Below are 22,507 nucleotides of genomic sequence, written 5' to 3' on the forward strand. Positions count from 1 at the left end.
CTCATGAAATTTAATGTTTTTATTTTTTATAAAAACAAAAATGCCAGTCTAAATGACTGGCATTTTAATGCTTAAATTAACGTTAAACTTTGATTACTTAACGATGGTCATCTCTTTAAGTAGATTTTGAGCATTATCAACTTTATCCATCACCCACAACATGTATCGTGAATCAACGTGAATCGAGCGGTTTAAGTTTTCATCGTAATCCCAATCACCAATAATACTTTCGTAAACACCATCAAATAACAAACCAACTAGCTCAGCATTACCATTTAATGTTGGAGAGCCTGAGTTACCACCTGTGGTATCTACATTTGATAAAAAGTTAACCGGAACCGTATTCATACCGCCTGTGTAATCGCCATAAAGCTTTTGCTTAATTAACTCATTTTGCTTTTCTGGTGAGTTGAATGGTTCAACACCGGTATTTTTTGCAAGCAGGCCTTCTAAAGATGTAAAGGGGGTTGCCACTAAGCCATCTTGCGGTGAATAGCCGCCTACCGTGCCGTAAGTTACACGCAAGGTGCTGTTAGCATCAGCATAAACAGGCTTATTAAGTGCCTTGTTATAAGCGATAATTGCTTCCATTAATGCAGGGCGAGCAGCTTGCTGTTTACCAGCCAGCTCTTTTTTCGCATCTTCAATGTCTTTAGTAACGGCAAAAACAGCCTGAGCGTATTGAATGAATGGATCGCTACTTTGCTTTAACTGAGCAAGGTCAAGTTCTGTCATCCATAAACGTTTGCTTTCATCTGCAAGAACCGATTTAGCATACATATCACCAAGTAACGCTTGTTGTTTTTGTTTATCAAAACCATTGGTTAAACCAAGCGCTTTATCAACCTCTGCAACTCGCTCATCGTTTGGTAAAGCTGCATATTGCTCAATAAAGTACAATAAAATGGCTTTATCAACGGTTTCATCATAACGACGACTCATGCTTTCTAGGCGTGATTTAATGCGCGGCATATCACGCTCTTGATAACCGCTTTCGCGCTCAGCATCTGGCTTTTGTTTTTCATAAGCTAAACGATACAGCATACGAGCCGATGACATCATTTGTGAACGGTGTACATACCCTAACATACGGTCACGTTGGTTGTGCTCTTGAGACTCAGCAACTAACGCCGTTAAATCAGCAAGTACATGTCCGTATTTAGCTTTGCGCTTACTATCTTCATTGATCCACGCAGTGAGATCTTTTTCGAATTGCTGCTTACGGCTATACATTGACCCTTTATTGAAGCTCTCAATCATTGAGCCATAGTTTTTAATGTAGTTGTTGTAACCCGCAATCGTACTTTCATAAGCAATACGTGCCTCTGAACCATCAGGGGCATTTTCTTCAATTAACGAGACATATTTAGAATTATATTTACGCGCTAATGGGTAGGCTGTGTTAAACACGTAATCAACTTCAGGCGAAATACGGTAACGGTTTGTGCTGCCCGGATAACCGGTAACCATCACAAAATCGCCTTCTTGAACGCCTTTAGCGCTTACTTTTAAAAACGCATCACTTTGGTACGGCACGTTATCTTCTGAATATTCAGCAGGCTTGCCATCTTTGCCAACATACGCGCGATAGAACGAGAAATCACCGGTGTGGCGCGGCCACATCCAGTTGTCGATATCGCCGCCGTATTTACCTACGCCCATCGCTGGTGCATACGCTAAACGTACATCTTTAATTTCAAGCGCTTTAATTAAGTAATATTCAAGACCACCATGGAAGGTATACACATTACAGCGGTAGCTTTGGTCTTGCTCACACTCACTAACAAGTGCTTTTTCATTTGCTTGAATTGCATCAAAACGTGCTTTACCTGTTAGCTGTTCAGTACCTTGGTTTACTTTATCGGTAACTTCTGTCACTTGCTCTGTCACATAAACACGAGAACCCGGCGCTGCAGGTACTTCTTCGCCCGTTGTTTTAGCTAAAAAGCCATTTTCTAAAATGTTATTTTCGGTGGTTGAGTTATATTGAATCGAACCATAGGCACAGTGATGGTTTGTTACAACTAAGCCTTTTGGTGAAACAAACGAAGCAGTGCAACCACCAAGGCTAATTACTGCGTTCATCGGAAACTCGGTCAATTTTGAAATTGACTCAACATCAATGCTTAAGCCTTTCGCTTTTAGGATAGATTCAAGTTCTGGTAGCTGGTGAGGTTGCCACATGCCTTCGTCGGCAACAGCAACATTTGCTACAGCCAGACCCACTGCAGCAGCAATAAATTTAAAACGCATAGTCGTCCTTTATATTTGTTATGTTTATCTTTTTAGCGCTCTTATCATTATCATTGTGCTAGCCAATAGCAATAATTTGCGACCGCTAATGTCAAAGTTTGTAAACCAAATAAGGCTGTATGGCCTAATACTTAGACTCATAAACCACAGCATTGTGGCCGTGTAAGCTTTCTTGATGCTCCACTTTAAATTGGTAATCAGTAATACCTGGCATGGTTTCGAAGCACTGCTTTAGCCGCCTTGCTGCATCTTCGCAAAATAATAAGTTTTTTGCGTTAAGGGCGGCAAATGCTTGTTCATCTTCACGCTTTACGGCGGTTTGTACTGGGGTGCCTATGGCTTGCTCACATACTGTGATAAAGCCGCTAATATCAGGTAGCTTTTCACTACTAAAAGTGACATCGACATACGCATAAGAGCGCTGGCTATGAGGGGTTGCAATAGAGCCCTGTTCACTTGCAAGCCAATTGAGTAAAGAGGCTTTATCTATATGCTCATCACTAAATTGCTTATCGACTGCCTCGCTCAAAAGCTGCCTCGATAATGCCGCTGAGCATGGACAGGTGCTGCTGTAGGCAACATCGACTTTTAAGTTAATGGCAAGCGATTGCTGCTTAGTAATCGTTAAAACGACAGGGTAAGCATTGTATCCGGCATGGTCGCTAAGTAGCGCTGGTTTTAGCTGTGGTAAATCAAAATGCAGCACCAATTTTGCGCCTTTACTTAAACCTTTTTGTGATGCTAAAACGGCCTGCATAAACTCATTAACACGCTGACTAGTTAAGCTTTGTTTAGCCAATAGCTGATTAAGTAGTAAATAGAGACGCGACATATGAATGCCTTTTGCATCGCTATCAAGGCTGACAAAAATATCTGCTTTGGCATTAAGGTGCGCATCAACATTAGATTGTGCAAGTTTACAAGGTAATGCGATACCTTCCATGCCAACCCATTTTAAAGGTGATTGAAAATCTGTATTAGAGTGCGAGGTTATATCGGGTAATTGCATATCAACTTCTTGTATTATTTATATATATTGCTAAAGCATCAATTCTGATGAACTGAATAAGTGCTATCGCACCAAAGAAATGATACAATATAACATTATAAAACTTTATCAAGAGCTAATTTTTGGACCTTTCACACCATCATTGTCATGCAGCTATAAACGTAAGGACGAACTTGCATTATGAGTATTAATTTTAAACAGTATCTGATAACAATTTAGCTTGAGAAGTCGAAAAAGATACGCTGACATTTACGAAAATTAACCACTTATCGCAGCCAATAATCACCTTATCGCAACGAATGAGATTATTGCTATCGATACACAGTATGCTCTATATATTAACCGCAAAGTTATATCAGCCTCACTCATGCACACATTCGTGCCATCTTTGTGTAATCTCATACTAACAACCAACACTAGGATGACATAAAGTGCTGACATAACGTTATATCGGTACAATTACTTTAAAAAATGACAAGAGAAACACTATGAAACACCTAGTCGCAACCGCGATCAGCTCAGCGTTATTACTAACGGCCTGTTCTGAGCCTCAAACTACAGCTGATACGCGTAAAACTGAACAAACAGCAGAAGTAACTGCAGCTGAACAAGCAAACCCACTATTTGTTAAAAGTGCACTGCAATACGAGGCGCCTGATTTTAGCCTTATTAAAGATGAACACTTTATGCCAGCTTTCAATAATGGCATGGCAGAGCAAATGGCTGAAGTGCAAGCTATCATCGACAACCCTGCAAAGCCTGATTTTGCCAATACTGTTGTTGCTCTTGAAAAAAGTGGTGAGCTGTTAACCCGTACTCGTAGCATTTTTTATAACTTAGCAGGCAGTGACTCAAACCCTGCTCGCCGTGAAATCCAAAAAGAATTAGCACCTAAGTTAGCATCACATAACGATAATATTTTTCTTAATAAAGCACTTTTTGAAAAAGTAGCAGCGGTTTATAACGATGCAGACAAACTAGCATTAACAGCCGAAGAAAAACGTTTACTTGATGTTTACTACAAGCGTTTTGTTCGCGCTGGTGCACAATTAAATGCCGAACAAAAACAGCAAATTCGTGATATCAATACTAAGCATTCAAGTTTAACGACGCAGTTTTCGCAAAACTTATTAGCACTGACAAAAACAAATGTTGTTATTGTTGATGACAAAGCTGAGCTTGAAGGCTTACCTGCGGGTCAAATTGAACAGCTTGCTAATGCAGCAACGGAAGCTGGTCATGACGGCAAGTACTTAATTAAGATCACCAATACAACTCGCCAGCCTATATTAGCAACCCTTAAAAACCGTGAGTTGCGTGAAAAAGTATGGCGTGCATCGGCTGAGCGTGCGCTATCAGGTGAAAATAATAACCGCGATATCGTGGCAGAACTTGCTCACTTACGCGCTCAAAAAGCTAAATTATTAGGCTACGACAGCTGGGCTGATTTTGGTTTAGAGTCACAAATGGCGAAAAAACCTCAAGCAGTATTTGATATGTTTGCGAGCATGATCCCTGCATTAATGCAAAACGTTAATGCTGAAGCAGCGGCTATTCAAGCTAAGATCGATGAGTCTGGTGAACAATTTAAGCTACAGCCATGGGATTGGTTATTCTACGCAGAGCAAGTTCGCAAAGATAAATACAACCTAGACGAAAATGCAGTAAAAGAGTATTTCGAATTTAATCGTGTTCTTGAAGACGGTGTGTTTTATACAATGAACCGTTTATATGGGATTACTTTTAAACCACGTAGCGACTTACCAGTTTACCACCCTGATGTGAAAGCATATGAATTATTTGACGAAAATGGTAAAAGCCTAGCTATTTTCTATGCCGATTACTTTGCTCGTGAAGGTAAACGTGGTGGCGCTTGGATGAGCTCATTTGTGAAGCAGTCTGGCCTAAAAAATCAAAAGCCTGTGGTTGTGAATGTAATGAACATTCAAAAAGGCGCGAATGGTGAACCAACGCTTATCAGCTACGATGAAGCAACAACGATTTTCCATGAGCTAGGTCATGGCTTACACGGTATGTTCTCAAAAGTTAAATACCCAACACTTTCAGGTACTTCGGTATCACGTGACTTCGTTGAGTTTCCTTCTACCTTTGAAGAAGACTGGGCAATGTACCCTGAAGTTATCGCAAACTATGCGAAACATCATAAAACAGGTGAGCCAATTCCAGATGAACTACTTGAAAAAGTCATTCAATCTCGTAGCTTTAACCAAGGTTTTGATACCTTAGAGTATGTTGCTGCTGCACTACTTGATATGGAATGGCATTCACTTTCTGCTGATGCGCCACTACAAGACATTGAAAAGTTTGAAGAGCAAGCTCTTACTAAGCACGGTGTTAACGTACCATTTGTACCACCACGTTATAAATCTGCGTTCTTCTCACACTCAATGGGCGGCGGTTACTCAGCTGGTTACTATGCTTATATGTGGAGTGAAATCCTAGCAGCAGACGCGTTTGCTTATGTTCAAGAGCAAGGTGGTTTAACTCGCGAAATGGGTGAAAAATACCGTAAAGAAATTTTAGAAGTAGGTAACTCGCGTGATCTGATGGAATCGTTTAAAGCATTCCGTGGTCAAGAGCCTGATACGTCTGCGTTGTTAAAACGCCGTGGCTTAAAAGCAACCGTTCAATAGCTTTAAGCTCTAAGCCGAATTGTGGGGTTATCGAGTATTGATAACCCCACAACATTTAACCTCTTTACTCTTCACGTAGGTTGGGTCGAGCGAAGCGATACCCAACGTAAAGAACCTTCCAGCTATCAGTCTTCAGACGCGCGAAACAAGTTTCACGCCTACAAAAAGGGGCTAGGTTCTAGGACGCGATGTAAAATCTGCTACCTTGTATCTCGTATCTTTTATCTCGTATCTCGAAACTCGCTAACTTTACTCTCGCTAACTTAAAAACAAAAAAGCCCTTACAGCGAGCTGTAAGGGCTTTGTTATCACTATTTAAAAGTATTATTTACGTTTACGGCGACGGCCGATAAGCGCTAATGGTGCAAGTAGAAGCGTTAAGAAACCAAAGCTACCATTGCTAGATTTAGTTACTTTTTTCTCTTCTACTGGCTCAGCTTCGTTAGTTACAGCAACAGTGAACTGCTCTGAAACAGAATCTGTACCATCGCTCACTGTTACTTCAAATACTAACTCGTCATCGCTTGAGATAGCACCTGGCTTGAAGCCTAAAGTAGCCGTATCAGCGCCTGTAAGCGTTGCTGTAGTACCGCTCACTTGAGTCCATGTGTAGCTTAGTGTGTCGTTGTTACGGTCTGTTGCTGTAACAGACACAGTACCTGAAGCCGATTCAGAAACCGTTTCATCACCAGAAACACTAATAATAGGAAGTGCGTTATCACATGCTAACGTATCACCAGCAATTACGTTCGAGAAGATTGGTGACGTTACATTGCTTACAGTCACGTTATCAATCCACCAGCCGAACTCACGTACTGCGCTGTCTGATGAGATACGGAAGCGTAATTTTGCACGGTTACCGTTTAGTTCAGTACCAAAACGAATAGTTTCGTAGTTACCATAAACACCATTATCAATATTGTTACCTGTGAAGGTATCGCGATCTTGTAGTGCTTGTGCGTCATTTTCGATTAGTGGGCCGTCGTAACCAACATCAAATGAACCGCCCATTTCAGTAACATCAACCCAATTACCACCGTTCACGCTGATTTCTACAACACCACCATCCCACTCGTTTTCGATTAGGTAGAAGTGCCAGAATGAAACTTCAAATTCACCTGCAAAGCCAATATCGAACTCTCTTGACTCAATAGCAACATCTGACTGGAAGTCATTGTTGTTCAAGTACATTGTTTGCTCGCCAAGACCAAAACCAAAGCTGTTGAAGAAGTTAACATTACCGCCAGTTGCCATGCTTTGCGTGCCAACAGCTAAGTCATCACCTGTCATTACGTGCTCTTTCCAGTCGCGTAATGATGTACCTGCTACTTCCATATCATCAGCAGTTTGTGAACTAACTGGTGCCTTGTCTTCAAAGTCCATGTTTACAAGGTAAGATACTGTATCGCTTAGAGCTTCAACGATTTCATCATCAGCAGAAAGCTCAGGGAATGACACTTCGATTTCAAGCGTATCAGCAGTGCCAGCATCGTTTAATGTGAACTTAATTGGCGCACTTGTTTGCGAAGCATACGGTGTTGTATCGTCAAATGTGATTAAGCCATCATTTTCAAATGTAACATCGTGGCCACTCACAACTGTTAATTGTGCTTGTGTACCTGTTAGTACTTCACTACCTGTATTCATGATGCTAACAGTTAAAGTACCTGTTTCACCCTTATCAAGAATGTTGTCGTTTGAACAATAACCAAGCTCAACACCATTGTAGCTTGCATTCATTTCAACATCTTTTAGGGTAAAGCTTGCAAGTTGCATTTTGTCAGATTCAACAACACCCGTTAAATCTTCACTGAAACGATCTGGCGCTTGAGCACCTAAGCCCATACCACGCTTAGCAAATGCACCTAAGATTAGTTTGTAATCTTCAGGGTCAACTGCATATGCAGCCGCTAAGATTGCATCACGTGCTTCTGTGTATAATGGTGCAACTGGTGTTAACTTGTAACCAGCAACTAGGTAGTTAGCCATACGGTTTTGAGCATCTTCAAAGCCGTGCTTGTTGATAAGCGCTACGTAGCTTTCCCAAAGCATGGTTGCCCAAATTTCACCTGCAGCGTGTGGTGAAGCAACACTCGTTGGTGCAATACCTACATCACCACCAGCATCTTCAGTAATGTGACGGAAAGACAGTGGGTTAACGTCCATATTTGTTGAATATGGAACACGACGGATACCATAATAGAAGTCTTCTACGAAAGTACCGCTACCGTATGCTTTTTGGAACTTGTCGTTACCTGGGATGTTGATGTCATCTGCTTTCGCAATGAACATTAGTGAGTGGAAATCACCCCAACCTTCGCCCATCGCGCGACCTTGGAAGTTGATAAGACCCGATGAGTTACCCACTAAACGGTTACTGATATAGTGACCCCATTCGTGAGCAATAATACCATTATCTAACGTACCGTCTTTTAACGTAGCTTTATTGAACATGTTAACAGTAACAGTTTCGCCTGCATCGATACCATCGTAAAGTGCATGACCGTCAGCAAAGTTAAGACCCATGTTAGGAATAAGCACTGCATCATCTTCACCGCCCATTGGCGCTGGCTCATCAGTATCTGGGTTGTTATTCACAACAATTGCACCAATTGCACCCGCTTCTTGAGCGTGTAGTACTTTTGCAGTGAAGTTACAAGAACCACGGTCTACTAGCGCAATTTTACCAGCTAGTTCTGCTGCGTTTGTTGCAGGTTCACAACCATCAGTTACGCTACCAGAATCAACGTTATTATCGTCCACTAGACGAACAACTTCGCCAGCGATATCAGCAAATTGCATTTGACCAAAGCTAGATACTTTTGACGAATCTAGAAGACCAATGGTCGCGTCAGATGTTACAACCACACCAAAGTCAATGCCTACTTTTGCATCTTTACTATTGTATAAATACATTTGCATGCGAGGGCTTGCACCATCAGCAGGCGTAGACATGTTTGCGTTGTTTAATCCGCTATTATCTTGTGCTTGCGCTTCGATTGGGTCGCCTTCAACACCGCCACGGCCGTAGTTCGATACTTGCGCAACATTTGATGTTTCGTCAAAACCATGGTCGTAGAAGAAATCGTGTAAGAAGTTGTTCATGTAGAACAAGTTAACGATTGCCGCTTTACGGTTATCGTAGCTGTTTGCTACTTGGTCAACTTGATAAGGGTAATCGAATGTAAAGTCTGATGTAGTTTCAGCAGTGAAGTCACCTTCAGTGTAACCTTGAGGTGCGATTACATCGGCATAAGCAAAGACGTTGTTACCTGAAGTGGTTGTAGCATCATCAGCAAGCCACGGATCCATCGTGCTTAGTTTTTTATAGTAAGACAAACTTACAAGTGGTGCATCTAGGATTTCAGTTTCATCGATTTGATCTGGACCATCAGCTGGGATCACGTCGCCATGAGGACCTTCCCACGGATAACCATCTTCGTCAGCCCATACACGGTAGTTAAAGTCTGCCGCGTGTGCTTTTAAGTCTTTCTTGAAATAAACTTTGCTGTTTTGTGCGCCAATAACGTAGCTAAAGTAATCGCTTTCTAGGCTGTTTTTATCAGCAACTTCTACTTCAACGTAGTATGCAGATTGCAACTCGCCCGCTACTTCAAAGAATACTTTCTTAGCACGTGGCTGGCCTAGTACAATTTTGTCACCAGTTTGGTTAGACACATTGTACTTAACATAGTCGCCTTGTTCAGTTGATTTAGTTAGCGATACGTCGATATCAGCAAGTTCTTTAATCGCACGTTTAATGCTTTGCTCCGCGCCAACAAATTCAGCAAGTGGTGCGAACGATTTGGTTGCACTAGCGCTTGTGTTTGCAAAGTAGCCAGAACCTGCAACTAGGTTATATTCTTTGTCCATGATCAGGTTGTATTCACGGTTGAATACTTCAATGTCATGTACTTTTTGCTTGTATTTAGCTGTGATTGAACCAAGCTTCTGCTCAGATAAATCAGTTAGTACGGCGCTCGATACACCTTTTTTCAGAGCGCTAACGCCCGTTAAAGCATTTAGATAAAAATCAGCAGCGTATGCATTGCGCTGCTCAGGAAGGATCATCGCCATGTCTGGCTTAGCTTGACCTACCGCATTCCAAAGGAACGTAGCTTTACCTAATTGCTCATCGAAAATTGATTTGTGCCCTGATACAGTACGACGCTCAGCTAATGCACGTTGCTGAGATACTTGAGGATTAAACTGTACTTGAGAACTAACACTTGATGCGTTGTAAAAGCGAGTTTGTTCACTTGCTTGTATTTGAGTTGATGCCAAGATAGCCGTTACCATAGTTGCAACAGCAGTTACTTTAAATTGAGACATTCCTTACGTTCCCTATTGTTATATTTTTATTTTCGGTTAACAATCATAACCAAAGCCAATGTACCTAATCTGGCAATCAAAAGACAGAATCAATTGTAAACAAAAGTAACGAACAAACAGGTCAACAATGAACAAAGCAATTAATATACAGTTAGTTACACTAGCGCTAATACTCTTATCAGGCTGTCAAAAAAGTGAAATATCCGAACAAGATAGCTCGCAACACTCAGCAAGCAGTTCACAAAAAGAACAAGTTTTAGATAAAGATGTTAAAAAAGTGGTCGAGATTAACAAACAAAAACCAATTAACGCTTTTAGCAATAATGGCGAAAAAATTACCTTTGCCGCGCCTACTTTAACCAAAGGCACTGAAGTATTTAATCACGCGATGAAAGAGCCTGGTATTGCTACCGGCGCTATCTATTTAACTCTCAAAGATAATAGCTTACCGGTAGAGCTTAGCAGCCAATACACGTTAAAAAAAATGACCAACAAAACATATCGATACCTTGCTGAAAAAGATACTGATTTATTAAAAGTGCAAGACGTTTTTAAACAAAATGCCAATGTCGATATTGTTGAAATTAAAGTTGATTATTCACCGATAAAAGAGGTGATGTAGGTTGGCTAGAGCCAGCGAAACCCAACGTGAAGGAGCTCTCAGCCTTCAGATGCGCTGCTACTAGTTTCACGCCTACTTGTAGCAGCGGGTTTATCCCGCGTCATCATGCGCTAAGTTCTAGGTTCTAGCCTCTGGGTTCTAGGACGCGATGTAAAATCGCTGCCAGCTCGCCATCTCGTAACTCTAAACTCACTAACTTAACTACTCCACCACAAAATCAAAATAGGTAGCGGGGTATGCTTGAGGTTGATAGGTAAAGTGCCACCACTCCATTGAATAAGGGGCGAAACCGGCATCAGTCATGAGGGTTTTTAGTTTATATCGATTAGCTTTTTGTTCTGCGCTTATGCGCGGGTCGTCGGTGTTTGACAGGGTGTCGAACATATCAAAGGGTGAGCCCATATCGAGCTCTTTGCCTTTTGCATCGACTAAGGTTAGATCAATTGTTGAGCCACGGCTGTGGCCCGATTTAGCGGCGATATAATCACCTAGTAGCTTGTCTTTGCCTAGATTTGGATAAAACTCAGCTTTAGTCCGGGTATCCTCTAAATCGTTCACCCAACGCACAAAGTGATCGACTGCTCGTTGTGGTCGATAGCAATCAAATATCTTTAAGCTTAGCCCTTCATTTTGAGCGGCATTTTGTACTTTTTTAAGGGCTGTAACAGCACTATTATGTAATAAACATTTAGGTGCATTGTAGCCATCTATAGGTTTGCCAACAAAATTATGATGACCAAAATAACGAATATCCAACACTGCATTCGGTATCAATACGCCTACATCAAGAAACTCGCTGCGCTTGTCGTCATCCGAGTTTGCGTAAACATTATTACCCCATGTCAGAGCAACGCTTGCAAACATAATTGGTTTTATTAATCGAGCGAGTAAAGTAAATGCCATATCGATTTGTCCGTAAATAACTTAATAACATTCACTATTGCATATAAAATAACTTATTCCAACACTGGAGTGTCAGAAATAGGGGTAAGCTCTTTATAGTAGCTGCCATCAACAACACAGCGATTGCGCCCGGTCTTTTTAGCTTTATACAAAGCTTGATCAGCCAATTTAAACACCTCTTCGAGGCTCAATTGTTCCAGAGGCCAGCCCGAAATACCAATTGATACATTAATGCAGCCCACTGGATCTATGAAGCTTTCAGAGACGCGCATACGCAAGCGCTCAGCGAGTTGATAAGCCCGTTTTGCCTCAACTTTTGGCATGATCACAATGAACTCTTCACCTCCTGTACGTGCAACAACATCGCCATCGCGCGTGACATCCAGCAAGATTTTAGCAAGTGATTGCAATACTACATCGCCAATATCATGCCCATATTCGTCATTTACCCGTTTAAAATGATCGATATCGATTGCCAGTATCGCAAATGGACAACGCTGCTCTATAAAGTGACTTAACTGCATATCGAGACTACGGCGGTTATGTAAACAGGTTAATGGATCCGTTTGTGCTTCTTGACGTAACAAGCCAATTTTACTGTGTAACAAGCCAACACCTCTAAGCATGGCTTTTCTTAGCTCATTGCTTTCAAAGTACCATGAACGAATTTGTGTCAACTCAAGCGAAGTAGATGGTCGATCGAGAGTATTGGCGGTTTCAGCTAATTGTCTCAAAGGTTGTGCAATTAAACGCGCAAGCACCCAAATAAATACAAAAGTGAGTAAACCAATTGGTGCCGTTTTTACAAATACTTGCCACATTAAGCTGTCGAGCGGTGCAAGGGTACTGTCTAGTGGACGCTGGGTTACTACTCCCCAAGGAGCTACTGTCATCGGTGCGTAGCCAGCAAGCATTGCAACGCCTTTGCTATTGGTAACAAGCTGAGTCCCTGAGTTCCCTTTTAGTACTTCTTCAATTACTTGGTTATCAAATACTTGCTCACCAATACGGTATTTATCGGGGTGGTAAAGTAAACGGTGGTTTTCATCAACCACATATAAGTAAGAGCCGTCTTGATAGAAATGAACTTGCAATAACTGATTTAAGATACTGGCGCGCTTTAAGTATAAAGTTCCGCCAACATAACCAATAAAATTGCTGTTCTTATCGAATAGAGGTTGCGAGATAAAAATGAGTAAATTACCCGCCATAGAAATGTAAGGCTCGCTTATCATAGGAATACGGTATGACAAAGCAGCCTTGGTGCCAAAACTATCTACTTTACGATTTTGAAGTTCAAGAGACTGCGGCGATACGCCAAGAATTTCGCCTTGTTTATTAACGATTATAATCGAGTTAAAACTATTAGTTTGTAATCTTAAGCGCTCTGCTTCAGCACTGATCAGCTTCTGATTATTAAAGTCTTCTTCAAGGATTTTGCCTACATAAGCAAGCTGTTGCTGAGCAGCTAACAAAAAGTTATCAGTAGCCGAAACCAACTTAGCAGCATAGGCTTTGTGATTACTCATTGTTTTATCTATTAGTTGTTGTTTTTGAACTTGGTAGCTCGAGTAATAACTATTTAAAAAGGTAATAAGCGTTGCAGAAAACGCTAATAATAAAATTAAACGACGTAGGTTTAAGCGTTTGCTAAGACTATTAAGCACGATACTTCTCACATATGGGCCCAAAATTCCATATCGGGTACATCTAATACCTTTATACTAGCAATTTGTTCTGTGTACCTCTATAAAACTTTTATCAGAATTTGATTTAGCGCAAACAAATAAGTGTAATTACTCTAATTTCAAGTTACTGCTTTTTACAAAGGAAACATCCTTAATTTAAGTGAAAACATCTGCAAATAGATGGTTCAACCAAGTAATGGCAATTCATTTCTTGTAATGTTTTTTCAATCAAATACTAAGCTAAGCGTTTAAAGATTTGCGGGTCAGTAATTGAACAAGAAGTAACTTGCTTTGAAATAATAATTTATTACAATGTTAAGACAAAATAAAAATAAAGTTTTCTTATGCGCCAACATTGTTCCGATATTATAAAGTCACTCCCCACACACCGCCTTATGGCATTAGACGTAATGCGGGGGCTAACTATCACCGCTATGATCTTAGTAAATAATCCGGGGAGTTGGGGAGCGATGTATTGGCCATTGAAACATGCACAGTGGCATGGCTGGACACCGACTGATTTAATTTTTCCGTTTTTTATTTTTATTGTCGGCATGTCTATCACGCTATCAGTAAATAACTTGCGCGCTAAAGGAGTGAGTGATCAGCAAATAGTAAAAGCAGGTGTTATTCGCACCCTCAAGCTTATTGCTCTTGGTTGGTTTTTAGCCCTGTTTTATTACAACTTTCGAGATCCCTCTTTCAGCTGGGTTGATGACAAACTATTGCAGTTGCGTGTGTTGGGCGTGCTGCAACGTATTGGTTTGGTGTATTTAGTCGCTCTGTGTTGTTATCTCTATTTATCGCCTAAGAAAATAGCCATTACTTGCATCACTCTTTTATTATTTTATGGCGCCGCCATGCTTTATATCCCTTATACCTTGCCAAACGGCGAGGTAGTGAGTGGCTTATGGTTACATGGCAATAACTTAAGTGCCTTTATTGATAGTACGGTTTTAGGTAGTCACCATGTGTATTATGCGAATGCTAAGCCACTGCCATTTGATCCTGAGGGGCTTTTTTCTACACTTCCAGCCATTGCCAGTGCGCTAAGTGGCATCTTGGCTGCGGTTTACTTAACAAAACAACCCGACCTAAAAAAACAAGCCCGTACACTTATCTTATTGGGCACATTAGCTGTTATTGCCGGCTACTTAATTTCACCAATCACGCCTATCAACAAAGCATTATGGACACCAAGCTATGTATTGCTCAGCTCTGGGCTTGCTATTATTACGTATGCCCTGTGCAGTGCCATTTTAGATATTTATAAAGTACGAAGCTGGGGCGCACCCTTTATTGTATTTGGCGCCAATGCGATACTCTTTTTTATGTTTGCAGGCGTATTTGCACGGCTATTAATAATGATTCCAATAGGCGATAGCAGCTTAAAAGGCAGTATTTACGGCTTAATACAAGTGTTTATAAGCAACGATTATTTAGCATCATTTGTATTTTCGCTGTTGTTTTTAGCCGTATCTTACCTTGTGATGCTCACGTGTTATAGAAAAGGCATTTTTTGGAAAGTGTAGGCTTTTAAAAAATGGGCTAGTCAGACTAGCCCATTAAATTAGCAATTAAGCTCTGTTATATTGCATGGCTTTGTTTATCGAGTAGATACAAAATTGACTGATAACTAATGCCACTGTGCTCAGTTAAACCAATTTCACAGCTACGGCTGTTAGACACACCGCGACTACAATTTTTTGGCACGTGTTGTTTAAGGGTTTTTAACGCGTTGCTATTTAGCTCTGGCAAGTTAAATCCTTTATCTCCGGCAAAACCACAACACTCAATATCAGCTGGAATAATCACTTCATTGCTACATGCCTTGGCAAGCGACACTAAGCTTTGCTCTTTACCTAATCGCTTTGAGCTACAAGTAACATGCAGCATCACCGGCTCATTCACTGGCGTGACTTGCAAATTAGGCAGTAAATGCTGGGCTGCAAAATCAGCACTTTCGTAAATTGAGAGTGATGCATTTTGCGCGGCATTGAGAGTGGTGAGCGCACAAGGGCTGGCATCAAAAACGATGGGATATTGGCCATTATTTGAAAGCGCCTCAAGCTCAGTAAGTAACTGCTCACTTTTGTTTAAAAACTCTTTATTCAACCCTTTACTCGCAAATGGCATTCCACAACACAGTGAATCTACTTGTTTAGGTATTACAACCTCAAATCCCGCTTTTTGGGCTAATGAATGCATAACATCAATCAGTGGTCGTTTATCATCGGCAAGTTTATCTGCTGCAAAAACGCGAGTTGCACAGCTAGGCATATACACCAACTTTTTAGCCTGTTGGGGTTGTTTAGAATTATTATTTATTGGTTGCTCCCCTCTTGGCCAAGCCGAGTAATACAACGGCGTACCAAGCAACTTATGAGCAGGTTTACTAAGACTTCTTAGGTTATTACTACCTATTGCTTTTTCGAGCACGTGCATCACGTTTAAGCCAAATCGAGCGCCAGATGCGACAACTGCAAAATGCTGACTAGCAAAGCGAGCTAATGACCGTGTCACTTTGCTTGAAGAGGCTTGCTCTGCTCTGAGCGATTTTATAAATTCGCCCGTGTTTATTCCCACCGGGCATTTAAGGCCACAAAGGCCCGTTGCCGCGCATGAATCAATACCTAAGTATTTAAAGTCGGCCTCGATAACACTGAGCTTTTGATTTAATTTCTGCTTACTCGCTAAATCATCGGTTGTTAGCAATTGATTGTGTAGCTCAGTGCGGTGTCGCCACAAGGTAATACGCTGCCTCGGTGTTAAGCTAAGCCCTTTTGATGGGCAAACCACTTCGCAAAAGCCACATTCAATACAGGTATCGATAATATCATCACTTTTTGGCATGACTTTTAAATGCTGAGTGTGGGCATTTTTATCATGATTAATAATGACACCAGGATTAAGAATGTTGTGTTGATCAAATAGCTGTTTTAGCTTAACCATTACAGCGAAACCATCATCACCCCACTCTGTTGCTACAAAAGGTGCCATGTTACGCCCTGTGCCATGCTCTGCTTTTAAAGAGCCTTTTAGCTCAACCGCTACTAGGTTAGCCACATCGGCCATAAATTGCTCATAACGATTAACTTGATCTTGTGTATCAAACGCTTGGGTGAATACAAAATGCAAGTTACCCGCTAAAGCATGACCAAAAATAATGGCTTCATCATAGCCATATTTAATGAAGAGCTGATGAAGTGCGTTCACGCCTTGTGCTAATTTATCAAGCGTGAAGGCAACATCTTCAATAATTACGGTGGTGCCTGTTTCGCGCACAGCACCGACAGCAGGAAAGGTGCCTTTACGGATATTCCAAAGTGCCGCATTACGGGCACTATCAGCAGAAAAATCAATCGCAGCTAATTGGCTTTGACTAAACTGTGCAATAAGTTGCTGCGTGCTTTGTGTTAGTAACGCAAGGGCATCTGTATTCTCTGCTCTTAACTCCATTAAAAGTGCCGCTGACTGCTCGGGATAGCTGGCCACTTCTTTTGGCATTATGGCATGCTCAGACACCGACATCAGGGCACGTTTATCTAGTAGCTCAACCGCTGCAACATCAAGCTCACTAAGCCTTTGCACCAGCTCACACACCTTGCTGATATCGTCAAAAATAAAGAAACCGGTATGTTTGTGTGCGTGCTCAATCACTGTGTGATAGGTAATATCAGCAATAAACGCAAGCGTTCCTTCAGAACCAATAATTAAATGCTTAATGATTTCAATTGGATCTGAAAAATCCAGCAACGCATTTAAACCATAACCTGTGGTGTTTTTTAAGCGGTATTTATGGGCGATACGCTCACTTAAGTCGCTATTTTCTTTAACACTGTCAACAAGGCTCATTAACTCATCAACCCATGCCCCATGACTTTGTAAAAACTTTTCACAACTTTGACTATCTGCGGTATCAAGCACAGTACCATCAGCAAAAATAAGGGTCATATCTTTGACTGTGTGGTAGCTGTTTTGTGCCACCCCACAACACATTCCTGATGAATTATTTGCCGCCATGCCGGCTACTTTACAGCTGTTAATCGATGCGGGATCAGGGCCTATTTTCTTACCATAAGGTGCCAGTATTTGGTTTACTCGCGCTCCTATAATCGCAGGCTCTAGACGAATAGCTTCACCATCATCTAAAACTTCAAATTGACTCCAGCTATCACACAGTAACACTAATACTGAGTCAGTAATTGCTTGCCCAGACAAACTGGTTCCAGCAGCTCTAAAGGTAATAGCCACCTTATGCTGTTGTGCTGCACTTATCACATGCTTTGCTTGATTTTGGTTACTCACCAATACGATGAGCTCAGGCACCAAGCGATAAAAACTGGCATCAGTGCCGTAGGCATATCGACGTGAGTAATCTTCTATTAATGCTGACTCTGGTAAAAAAGGTGTAATTTGCTGTTTAAATGCGTGCAATTGAGTAAAAGCCATCTCGCCCCCTGGCCTGCCATATCTGCGCTGATAATTATGGAATATATTATTACTTTAATTTGCTTTAAAAAGCGACCAATTAAATTGATAAATTATCAATTCACTAGCACCTTTGCAGTAATAAAGACTTGGTTATTTAAGCTTAATAGCCCTATTTGGTGATCTAACTTAGCTTTTTGCAGTTAGACAAAAAAACCGCTAGGGTAGCAAAAAAATACTGTATTTATATTTAAAAACCCATTAACATCAAGAATAATTTATTCTAAAAATCAAATAAGCGTTTAGCTTTGGAGCTTGCTGTGTTAAATAAGTTTGCACTATCGTCACTGGTTATCGGATTAGGGTGTTTCATGCCATTACAATCATCATTTGCTGAATCTGCGTTAACTTTAAAACAACAGTTAGGGCAAAAGCTGATGCTCGACTTGCGCTATTACTGTGAGCAAGACACCGGCGAGCAAAAATGTCGAACGCCAGTCACCCGCTTACCTGCTGATTTAGCTAATATCATTAGCAAACACAACATTGGTGGTGTTATTTTATTTGCTGAAAATATCGATACCGTGCCCCAAGTAATCAAACTTAATAACGACTTACAACAAGCTGCTGCAAAGTCTGAACTTGGCTTACCGCTATTTATTTCAATAGACCAAGAAGGTGGCCGCGTAGCTCGTATACCACGTGATGTTGGCACTTCATTTACCGGTAATATGTCGATTGGCGCAACTTATAAAGAACACGGTACACACTTCGCAACAGAGTCTGCCCGTATAATCGCAGAAGAGCTGTTGGCACTGGGTGTAAATGTTAACTATGCGCCAACAGTTGATGTGAACATGAACCCAGATAACCCAGTTATTAACGTGCGCTCATACGGCGAAGATCCACAGCTGGTTGCAAAACTAGGTGGCGCACAAGTGGCAGGGTTTGAAAATAATGGCGTTATTTCATCGTTAAAGCACTTTCCGGGTCATGGTGATACAAACGTCGATAGCCATACTGGCCTGCCAAAAGTAATGCATGACAAAGAGACCATTTGGCAGCAAGACTTACCGCCGTTTAAAGACATAATTAAAAATCAGCAACCGGGTATGATTATGACTGCGCATATCCAATACCCAGCCCTTGATGACAGCACCTTTGTTAGTAAAGAAGGGAAAACCATGATCAAGCCAGCGACCATGTCGCGTAAAATCATCACTGATTTACTACGTGATGAGCTTGGTTATCAAGGTGTTGTGATCACAGATGCACTAGACATGGCTGGTATCAGCCACTTCTTTGAGCCAATCGAAGCGGTTGTAAATACCTTCGCTGCGGGTGTTGATATTGCCCTTATGCCAATCGAAATCAGAAGTCCAAAAGATTTAGAGGTACTTGAAGCTCTTATAGACCGATTAGAGCAAGAAGTTCAGCGCGGTACTTTAAATGCCGATGAGATCACAGCTTCTGCAACACGTATTTTAAAGCTTAAAGAAAAGTTTAAGCTCACAACAAAGCTTGATGATGAAGCAGCCATCAAAAAAGCACAGCTTTTACTGGGTGACCAAAGTCACAGAAAAGTAGAGGCTGAGTTAGCCCTTGCAGCTATCACCGAAGTAAAAAACGAGAACAACACACTGCCACTGAACATTAAATCAGGTACAAAAGTACATATCATCATGCCTGATACGCGCAAATGTTTTGCCCTACAACAAGCACTGCTTGATAACACTAATACACTACTAAGCTTTAGCTGCACTAGCTTGCAAGGCTATGAACCAATTTCGACCTTAAAAGAAATGAATGAGGCCGATGTGATCATTGCTGCAAATGCATCACCAAAACAAAGTGCTGTTGAAGTAGGTGGAATGGATGATTTAGCTGATAATCCTGAATTTGCTATCGCTAAGGCAGATCAATCAGCAGCACTAGAGTCATTACTAAAGCAAGCTAAGCTAGCGAACAAGAAAACTGTTTTTGTTAGCTTACGAGCTCCATACGATATTTCACAATTTGGCAAATTTGCCGATGCAGTTCTTGCCACTTATGCTTACAATATTGATATAGACACCGAAGAAAAGATTGCTGGCCCTGCGTTTACTGCACTTGCAAAAGTGCTGATGGGTAAGGCCTCTGCAAATGGACAACTACCAGTAACTGTTAATGGCTTAAACTGAGTGCTATTGTAGCAGCATCAGTTGAGTGTTAATTTCAAGGAGAGACACATGCAAAAAGATGCATCATTAACCACCCCTGCCGCTATTCGTAAAATAGTGAGAGGGGGCGACTACAGCGGAAATACATCTGGCTTTGCGCCAGGGTTCGTACAGGCAAATTTGGTCATTTTACCCAAGCAATACGCGTTTGATTTTTTGCAATTTAGTCAGGCAAATCCGAAAGCTTGCCCAATCATTGCAACAAGTCGATTACCAGGCGTAACCGATATGCCTACGGTTGGGGAAGATATTGATATTCGTAGTGACTTACCACGTTATCGCGTTTTCAAAAATGGTCAAATGATTAAAGAAGTAACTAACATTACCGAGTATTGGCGTGATGACTTAGTCACTTTTTTAATTGGTTGTTCTTTCTCGTTTGAAGAAGCACTTATTGCAGCAGGACTTGAAATTCGTAACATTACTGAACAAAGAAATGTTCCCATGTACCTTACAAATATCGCATGCCAAAAGGCGGGGATTTTTCATGCTAACATGGTAGTAAGCATGCGTCCGATGAAACCTGCCGATGCTATTCGGGCGATTCAAATTTGTAGTCGCTTTCCGGGGGTACATGGCGCTCCAGTACATTTTGGCGACCCTGCAGCAATTGGGATTAAGGATATTAATAAACCTGAATTTGGCGATCAGGTTAGCATTCGTGAAGGTGAGGTACCGGTATTTTGGGCCTGTGGTGTAACCCCACAAATAGCCATTGCCAATGCAGCACCTGACTTTTGTATAACCCACAGCCCAGGGCATATGCTGATCACCGATATTCCAAACAGCAAAATGGCAGCCTTTTAATATGACAATAAAACTCAATTGCGACCTTGGCGAAAGCTTTGGAATGTGGAAAATGGGCCTCGACGAGCAAGTAATGCCGCATATCGATATGGCTAATATTGCCTGCGGTTTTCATGCCGGAGATGCCGATGTAATGGCCGCAACCTTAGCCCTTGCCAAGCAGCATAATGTTACCATTGGTGCGCACCCAAGTTACCCTGATAAACAGGGATTTGGACGTCGCTCTATGGCAATGAGTGACAAAGAGCTGAGCAATTGTCTTTATTATCAAATTGCAGCCATTGATGGGATGGCTGCAGTACATGGTTTAACGCTTGAATATGTTAAACCTCATGGCGCGCTATATAACGATATGATGAGCGATGAGCGTATTTTAAATGTCGTTATGCGTGCTGTTGCTAGTTATCCTAAGCCATTAAAGTTAATGATTTTAGCAACTAATCTTTCTGCCAAACATCAAACCATGGCAAACGAGCTTGAACTCGAGCTGATATTAGAGGCGTTTGCCGATCGGCAATACACTGATGAAGGAAAGCTCGTATCACGCTCTCTTGCAGGCAGTGTTCACGATAAATCAGCATTAATCGCACAAGTAAAGCAGCTATTGGAGCATGGCACAGTGACAACGCGAAGCGGTCAGCAACTGGCTCTTCATGCCGACAGCCTCTGTGTACACGGCGATAATGAAGCGGGTATTGCGCTAATTCAAGAGATCAAAGCATTATGTCAGCAAGCCTAAGCGACGACTCGCTCAGCACACACATTGAAACCATGATGGTTGAGCAAAATCCACGTGGTATGCAGCACTTGTACGCCAAGCAAGAGACTGGCACCTATTTACGTGCGGCAAAATCTCTTCATCACGCGCAAGGAACCGTGTTGATTGGAACTGGCTTTGCGGTCAACAATACCTTCGAAACCGACGGCCCGGTAGGTGCTATAGCACTTTACAAAGTACTCGAAAAGCTTGGTAAACAGCCGATTTTGGTTACTGGCAACCCCCTTTACAGTGCTCTAAAAAACGATTTTAACTGTTTTGAGTTGCCGATTAACAGTATTGAAAATGCCCGCACCTTTAGCATTAAAGCCCTTGAGCAGTTAAAGCCTGATTGTGTTTTATCAATAGAACGACCGGGGCTTAACAAACATCAGCGTTATTACAATATGCGCGGTATTGATATTTCTGAGCATTGCGGCTGCTTTGATTTTTTTATAACAGAAGCACCTTGCCCCACCATAGCGATTGGTGATGGCGGTAACGAAATAGGCATGGGTAACCTTGCACAGCATATGCAAGCACTTAACATTACTCCTTGTATAACCCCTTGCGATGAGCTTTTACTTGCTGATGTATCTAACTGGGCGGCATACGGGCTAATTGCTTTTTTAAGTCGCTGGCATCACACAGATTTGTTGGCTGATATTGAGCCACTCAACATTTTAAATTACCTAAGTGAGCGCGGTAGTGTCGATGGCGTCACCCATAAAAATGAGCTCACCGAAGACGGCTTGCACGCGATGCATGGCCAACAATTAATAACTCGGCTTCGCCAACTTGGCGGCTTTACGACAGAGAATGAGGTTTAACA

Annotated in this window: 13 protein-coding genes; 7 read left to right on the plus strand and 6 right to left on the minus strand. The window is 41.6% G+C overall.

Features of this window, described 5'->3' with window-relative positions:
- Positions 1-93: 93 nt before the first annotated feature.
- Together L1264_RS14600 and folE2 are read right to left on the minus strand one after the other, a co-directional pair.
- Entirely contained in the window at positions 94-2,253 is a 2,160-nt protein-coding gene (locus tag L1264_RS14600; protein ID WP_199527434.1) for a S46 family peptidase, read from the minus strand.
- 124 nt (positions 2,254-2,377) lie between these two features.
- Positions 2,378-3,262: a GTP cyclohydrolase FolE2 gene (gene folE2 / locus L1264_RS14605; protein ID WP_199527433.1), complete on the minus strand. Its 885-nt coding sequence runs from the start codon at positions 3,260-3,262 to the stop codon at positions 2,378-2,380.
- Positions 3,263-3,750: 488 nt separating this feature from the next.
- On the opposite strand from folE2, the gene L1264_RS14610 reads away from it, so the two are divergent.
- Entirely contained in the window at positions 3,751-5,916 is a 2,166-nt protein-coding gene (locus L1264_RS14610) for a M3 family metallopeptidase (protein WP_199527432.1), read from the plus strand.
- Positions 5,917-6,240: 324 nt separating this feature from the next.
- Here L1264_RS14610 and L1264_RS14615 read toward each other — a convergent pair whose 3' ends face one another.
- Positions 6,241-10,248: a rhombosortase-dependent M36 family metallopeptidase gene (locus tag L1264_RS14615; RefSeq protein ID WP_199527431.1), complete on the minus strand. Its 4,008-nt coding sequence runs from the start codon at positions 10,246-10,248 to the stop codon at positions 6,241-6,243.
- Positions 10,249-10,375: 127 nt separating this feature from the next.
- Here L1264_RS14615 and L1264_RS14620 point away from each other — a divergent pair, with 127 nt between their 5' ends.
- Entirely contained in the window at positions 10,376-10,870 is a 495-nt protein-coding gene (locus L1264_RS14620; RefSeq protein ID WP_135926686.1) for a hypothetical protein, read from the plus strand.
- A 201-nt stretch (positions 10,871-11,071) separates the two neighbouring features.
- On the opposite strand, the gene L1264_RS14625 is transcribed toward L1264_RS14620, so the two are convergent.
- Both L1264_RS14625 and L1264_RS14630 read right to left on the minus strand, forming a co-directional pair.
- Positions 11,072-11,773: a M15 family metallopeptidase gene (locus L1264_RS14625; RefSeq protein ID WP_235404158.1), complete on the minus strand. Its 702-nt coding sequence runs from the start codon at positions 11,771-11,773 to the stop codon at positions 11,072-11,074.
- 53 nt (positions 11,774-11,826) lie between these two features.
- Positions 11,827-13,440 (minus strand): sensor domain-containing diguanylate cyclase, encoded by a 1,614-nt coding sequence (locus tag L1264_RS14630; RefSeq protein ID WP_135926954.1) that lies wholly within the window; start codon positions 13,438-13,440, stop codon positions 11,827-11,829.
- A gap of 365 nt (positions 13,441-13,805) precedes the next feature.
- Here L1264_RS14630 and L1264_RS14635 point away from each other — a divergent pair, with 365 nt between their 5' ends.
- Positions 13,806-14,993 (plus strand): acyltransferase family protein, encoded by a 1,188-nt coding sequence (locus tag L1264_RS14635; protein WP_199527430.1) that lies wholly within the window; start codon positions 13,806-13,808, stop codon positions 14,991-14,993.
- Between the two features lie 55 nt (positions 14,994-15,048).
- On the opposite strand, the gene L1264_RS14640 is transcribed toward L1264_RS14635, so the two are convergent.
- Positions 15,049-17,913: an FAD-binding and (Fe-S)-binding domain-containing protein gene (locus tag L1264_RS14640; protein ID WP_199527429.1), complete on the minus strand. Its 2,865-nt coding sequence runs from the start codon at positions 17,911-17,913 to the stop codon at positions 15,049-15,051.
- Between the two features lie 350 nt (positions 17,914-18,263).
- On the opposite strand from L1264_RS14640, the gene L1264_RS14645 reads away from it, so the two are divergent.
- The 4 genes from L1264_RS14645 to L1264_RS14660 are packed head-to-tail and all read left to right on the plus strand — an operon-like array spanning position 18,264 to position 22,505.
- Positions 18,264-20,072: a glycoside hydrolase family 3 protein gene (locus L1264_RS14645; RefSeq protein ID WP_199527541.1), complete on the plus strand. Its 1,809-nt coding sequence runs from the start codon at positions 18,264-18,266 to the stop codon at positions 20,070-20,072.
- Positions 20,073-20,120: 48 nt separating this feature from the next.
- Entirely contained in the window at positions 20,121-20,918 is a 798-nt protein-coding gene (locus tag L1264_RS14650) for a putative hydro-lyase (protein WP_135926682.1), read from the plus strand.
- 7 nt (positions 20,919-20,925) lie between these two features.
- On the plus strand, positions 20,926-21,657 hold the full coding sequence (locus tag L1264_RS14655; RefSeq protein WP_199527540.1) for a 5-oxoprolinase subunit PxpA: 732 nt from the start codon (positions 20,926-20,928) through the stop codon (positions 21,655-21,657).
- A complete protein-coding gene (locus L1264_RS14660; protein WP_199527428.1) occupies positions 21,642-22,505 on the plus strand; it encodes a DUF4392 domain-containing protein in 864 nt (287 codons plus the stop codon). Before L1264_RS14655 ends, L1264_RS14660 begins: the two co-directional genes overlap by 16 nt.
- The last annotated feature ends 2 nt before the right edge of the window (positions 22,506-22,507 follow it).

The sequence above is a fragment of the Pseudoalteromonas sp. APAL1 genome, assembly GCF_021532475.1.
Lineage (GTDB): Bacteria > Pseudomonadota > Gammaproteobacteria > Enterobacterales > Alteromonadaceae > Pseudoalteromonas > Pseudoalteromonas lipolytica_C.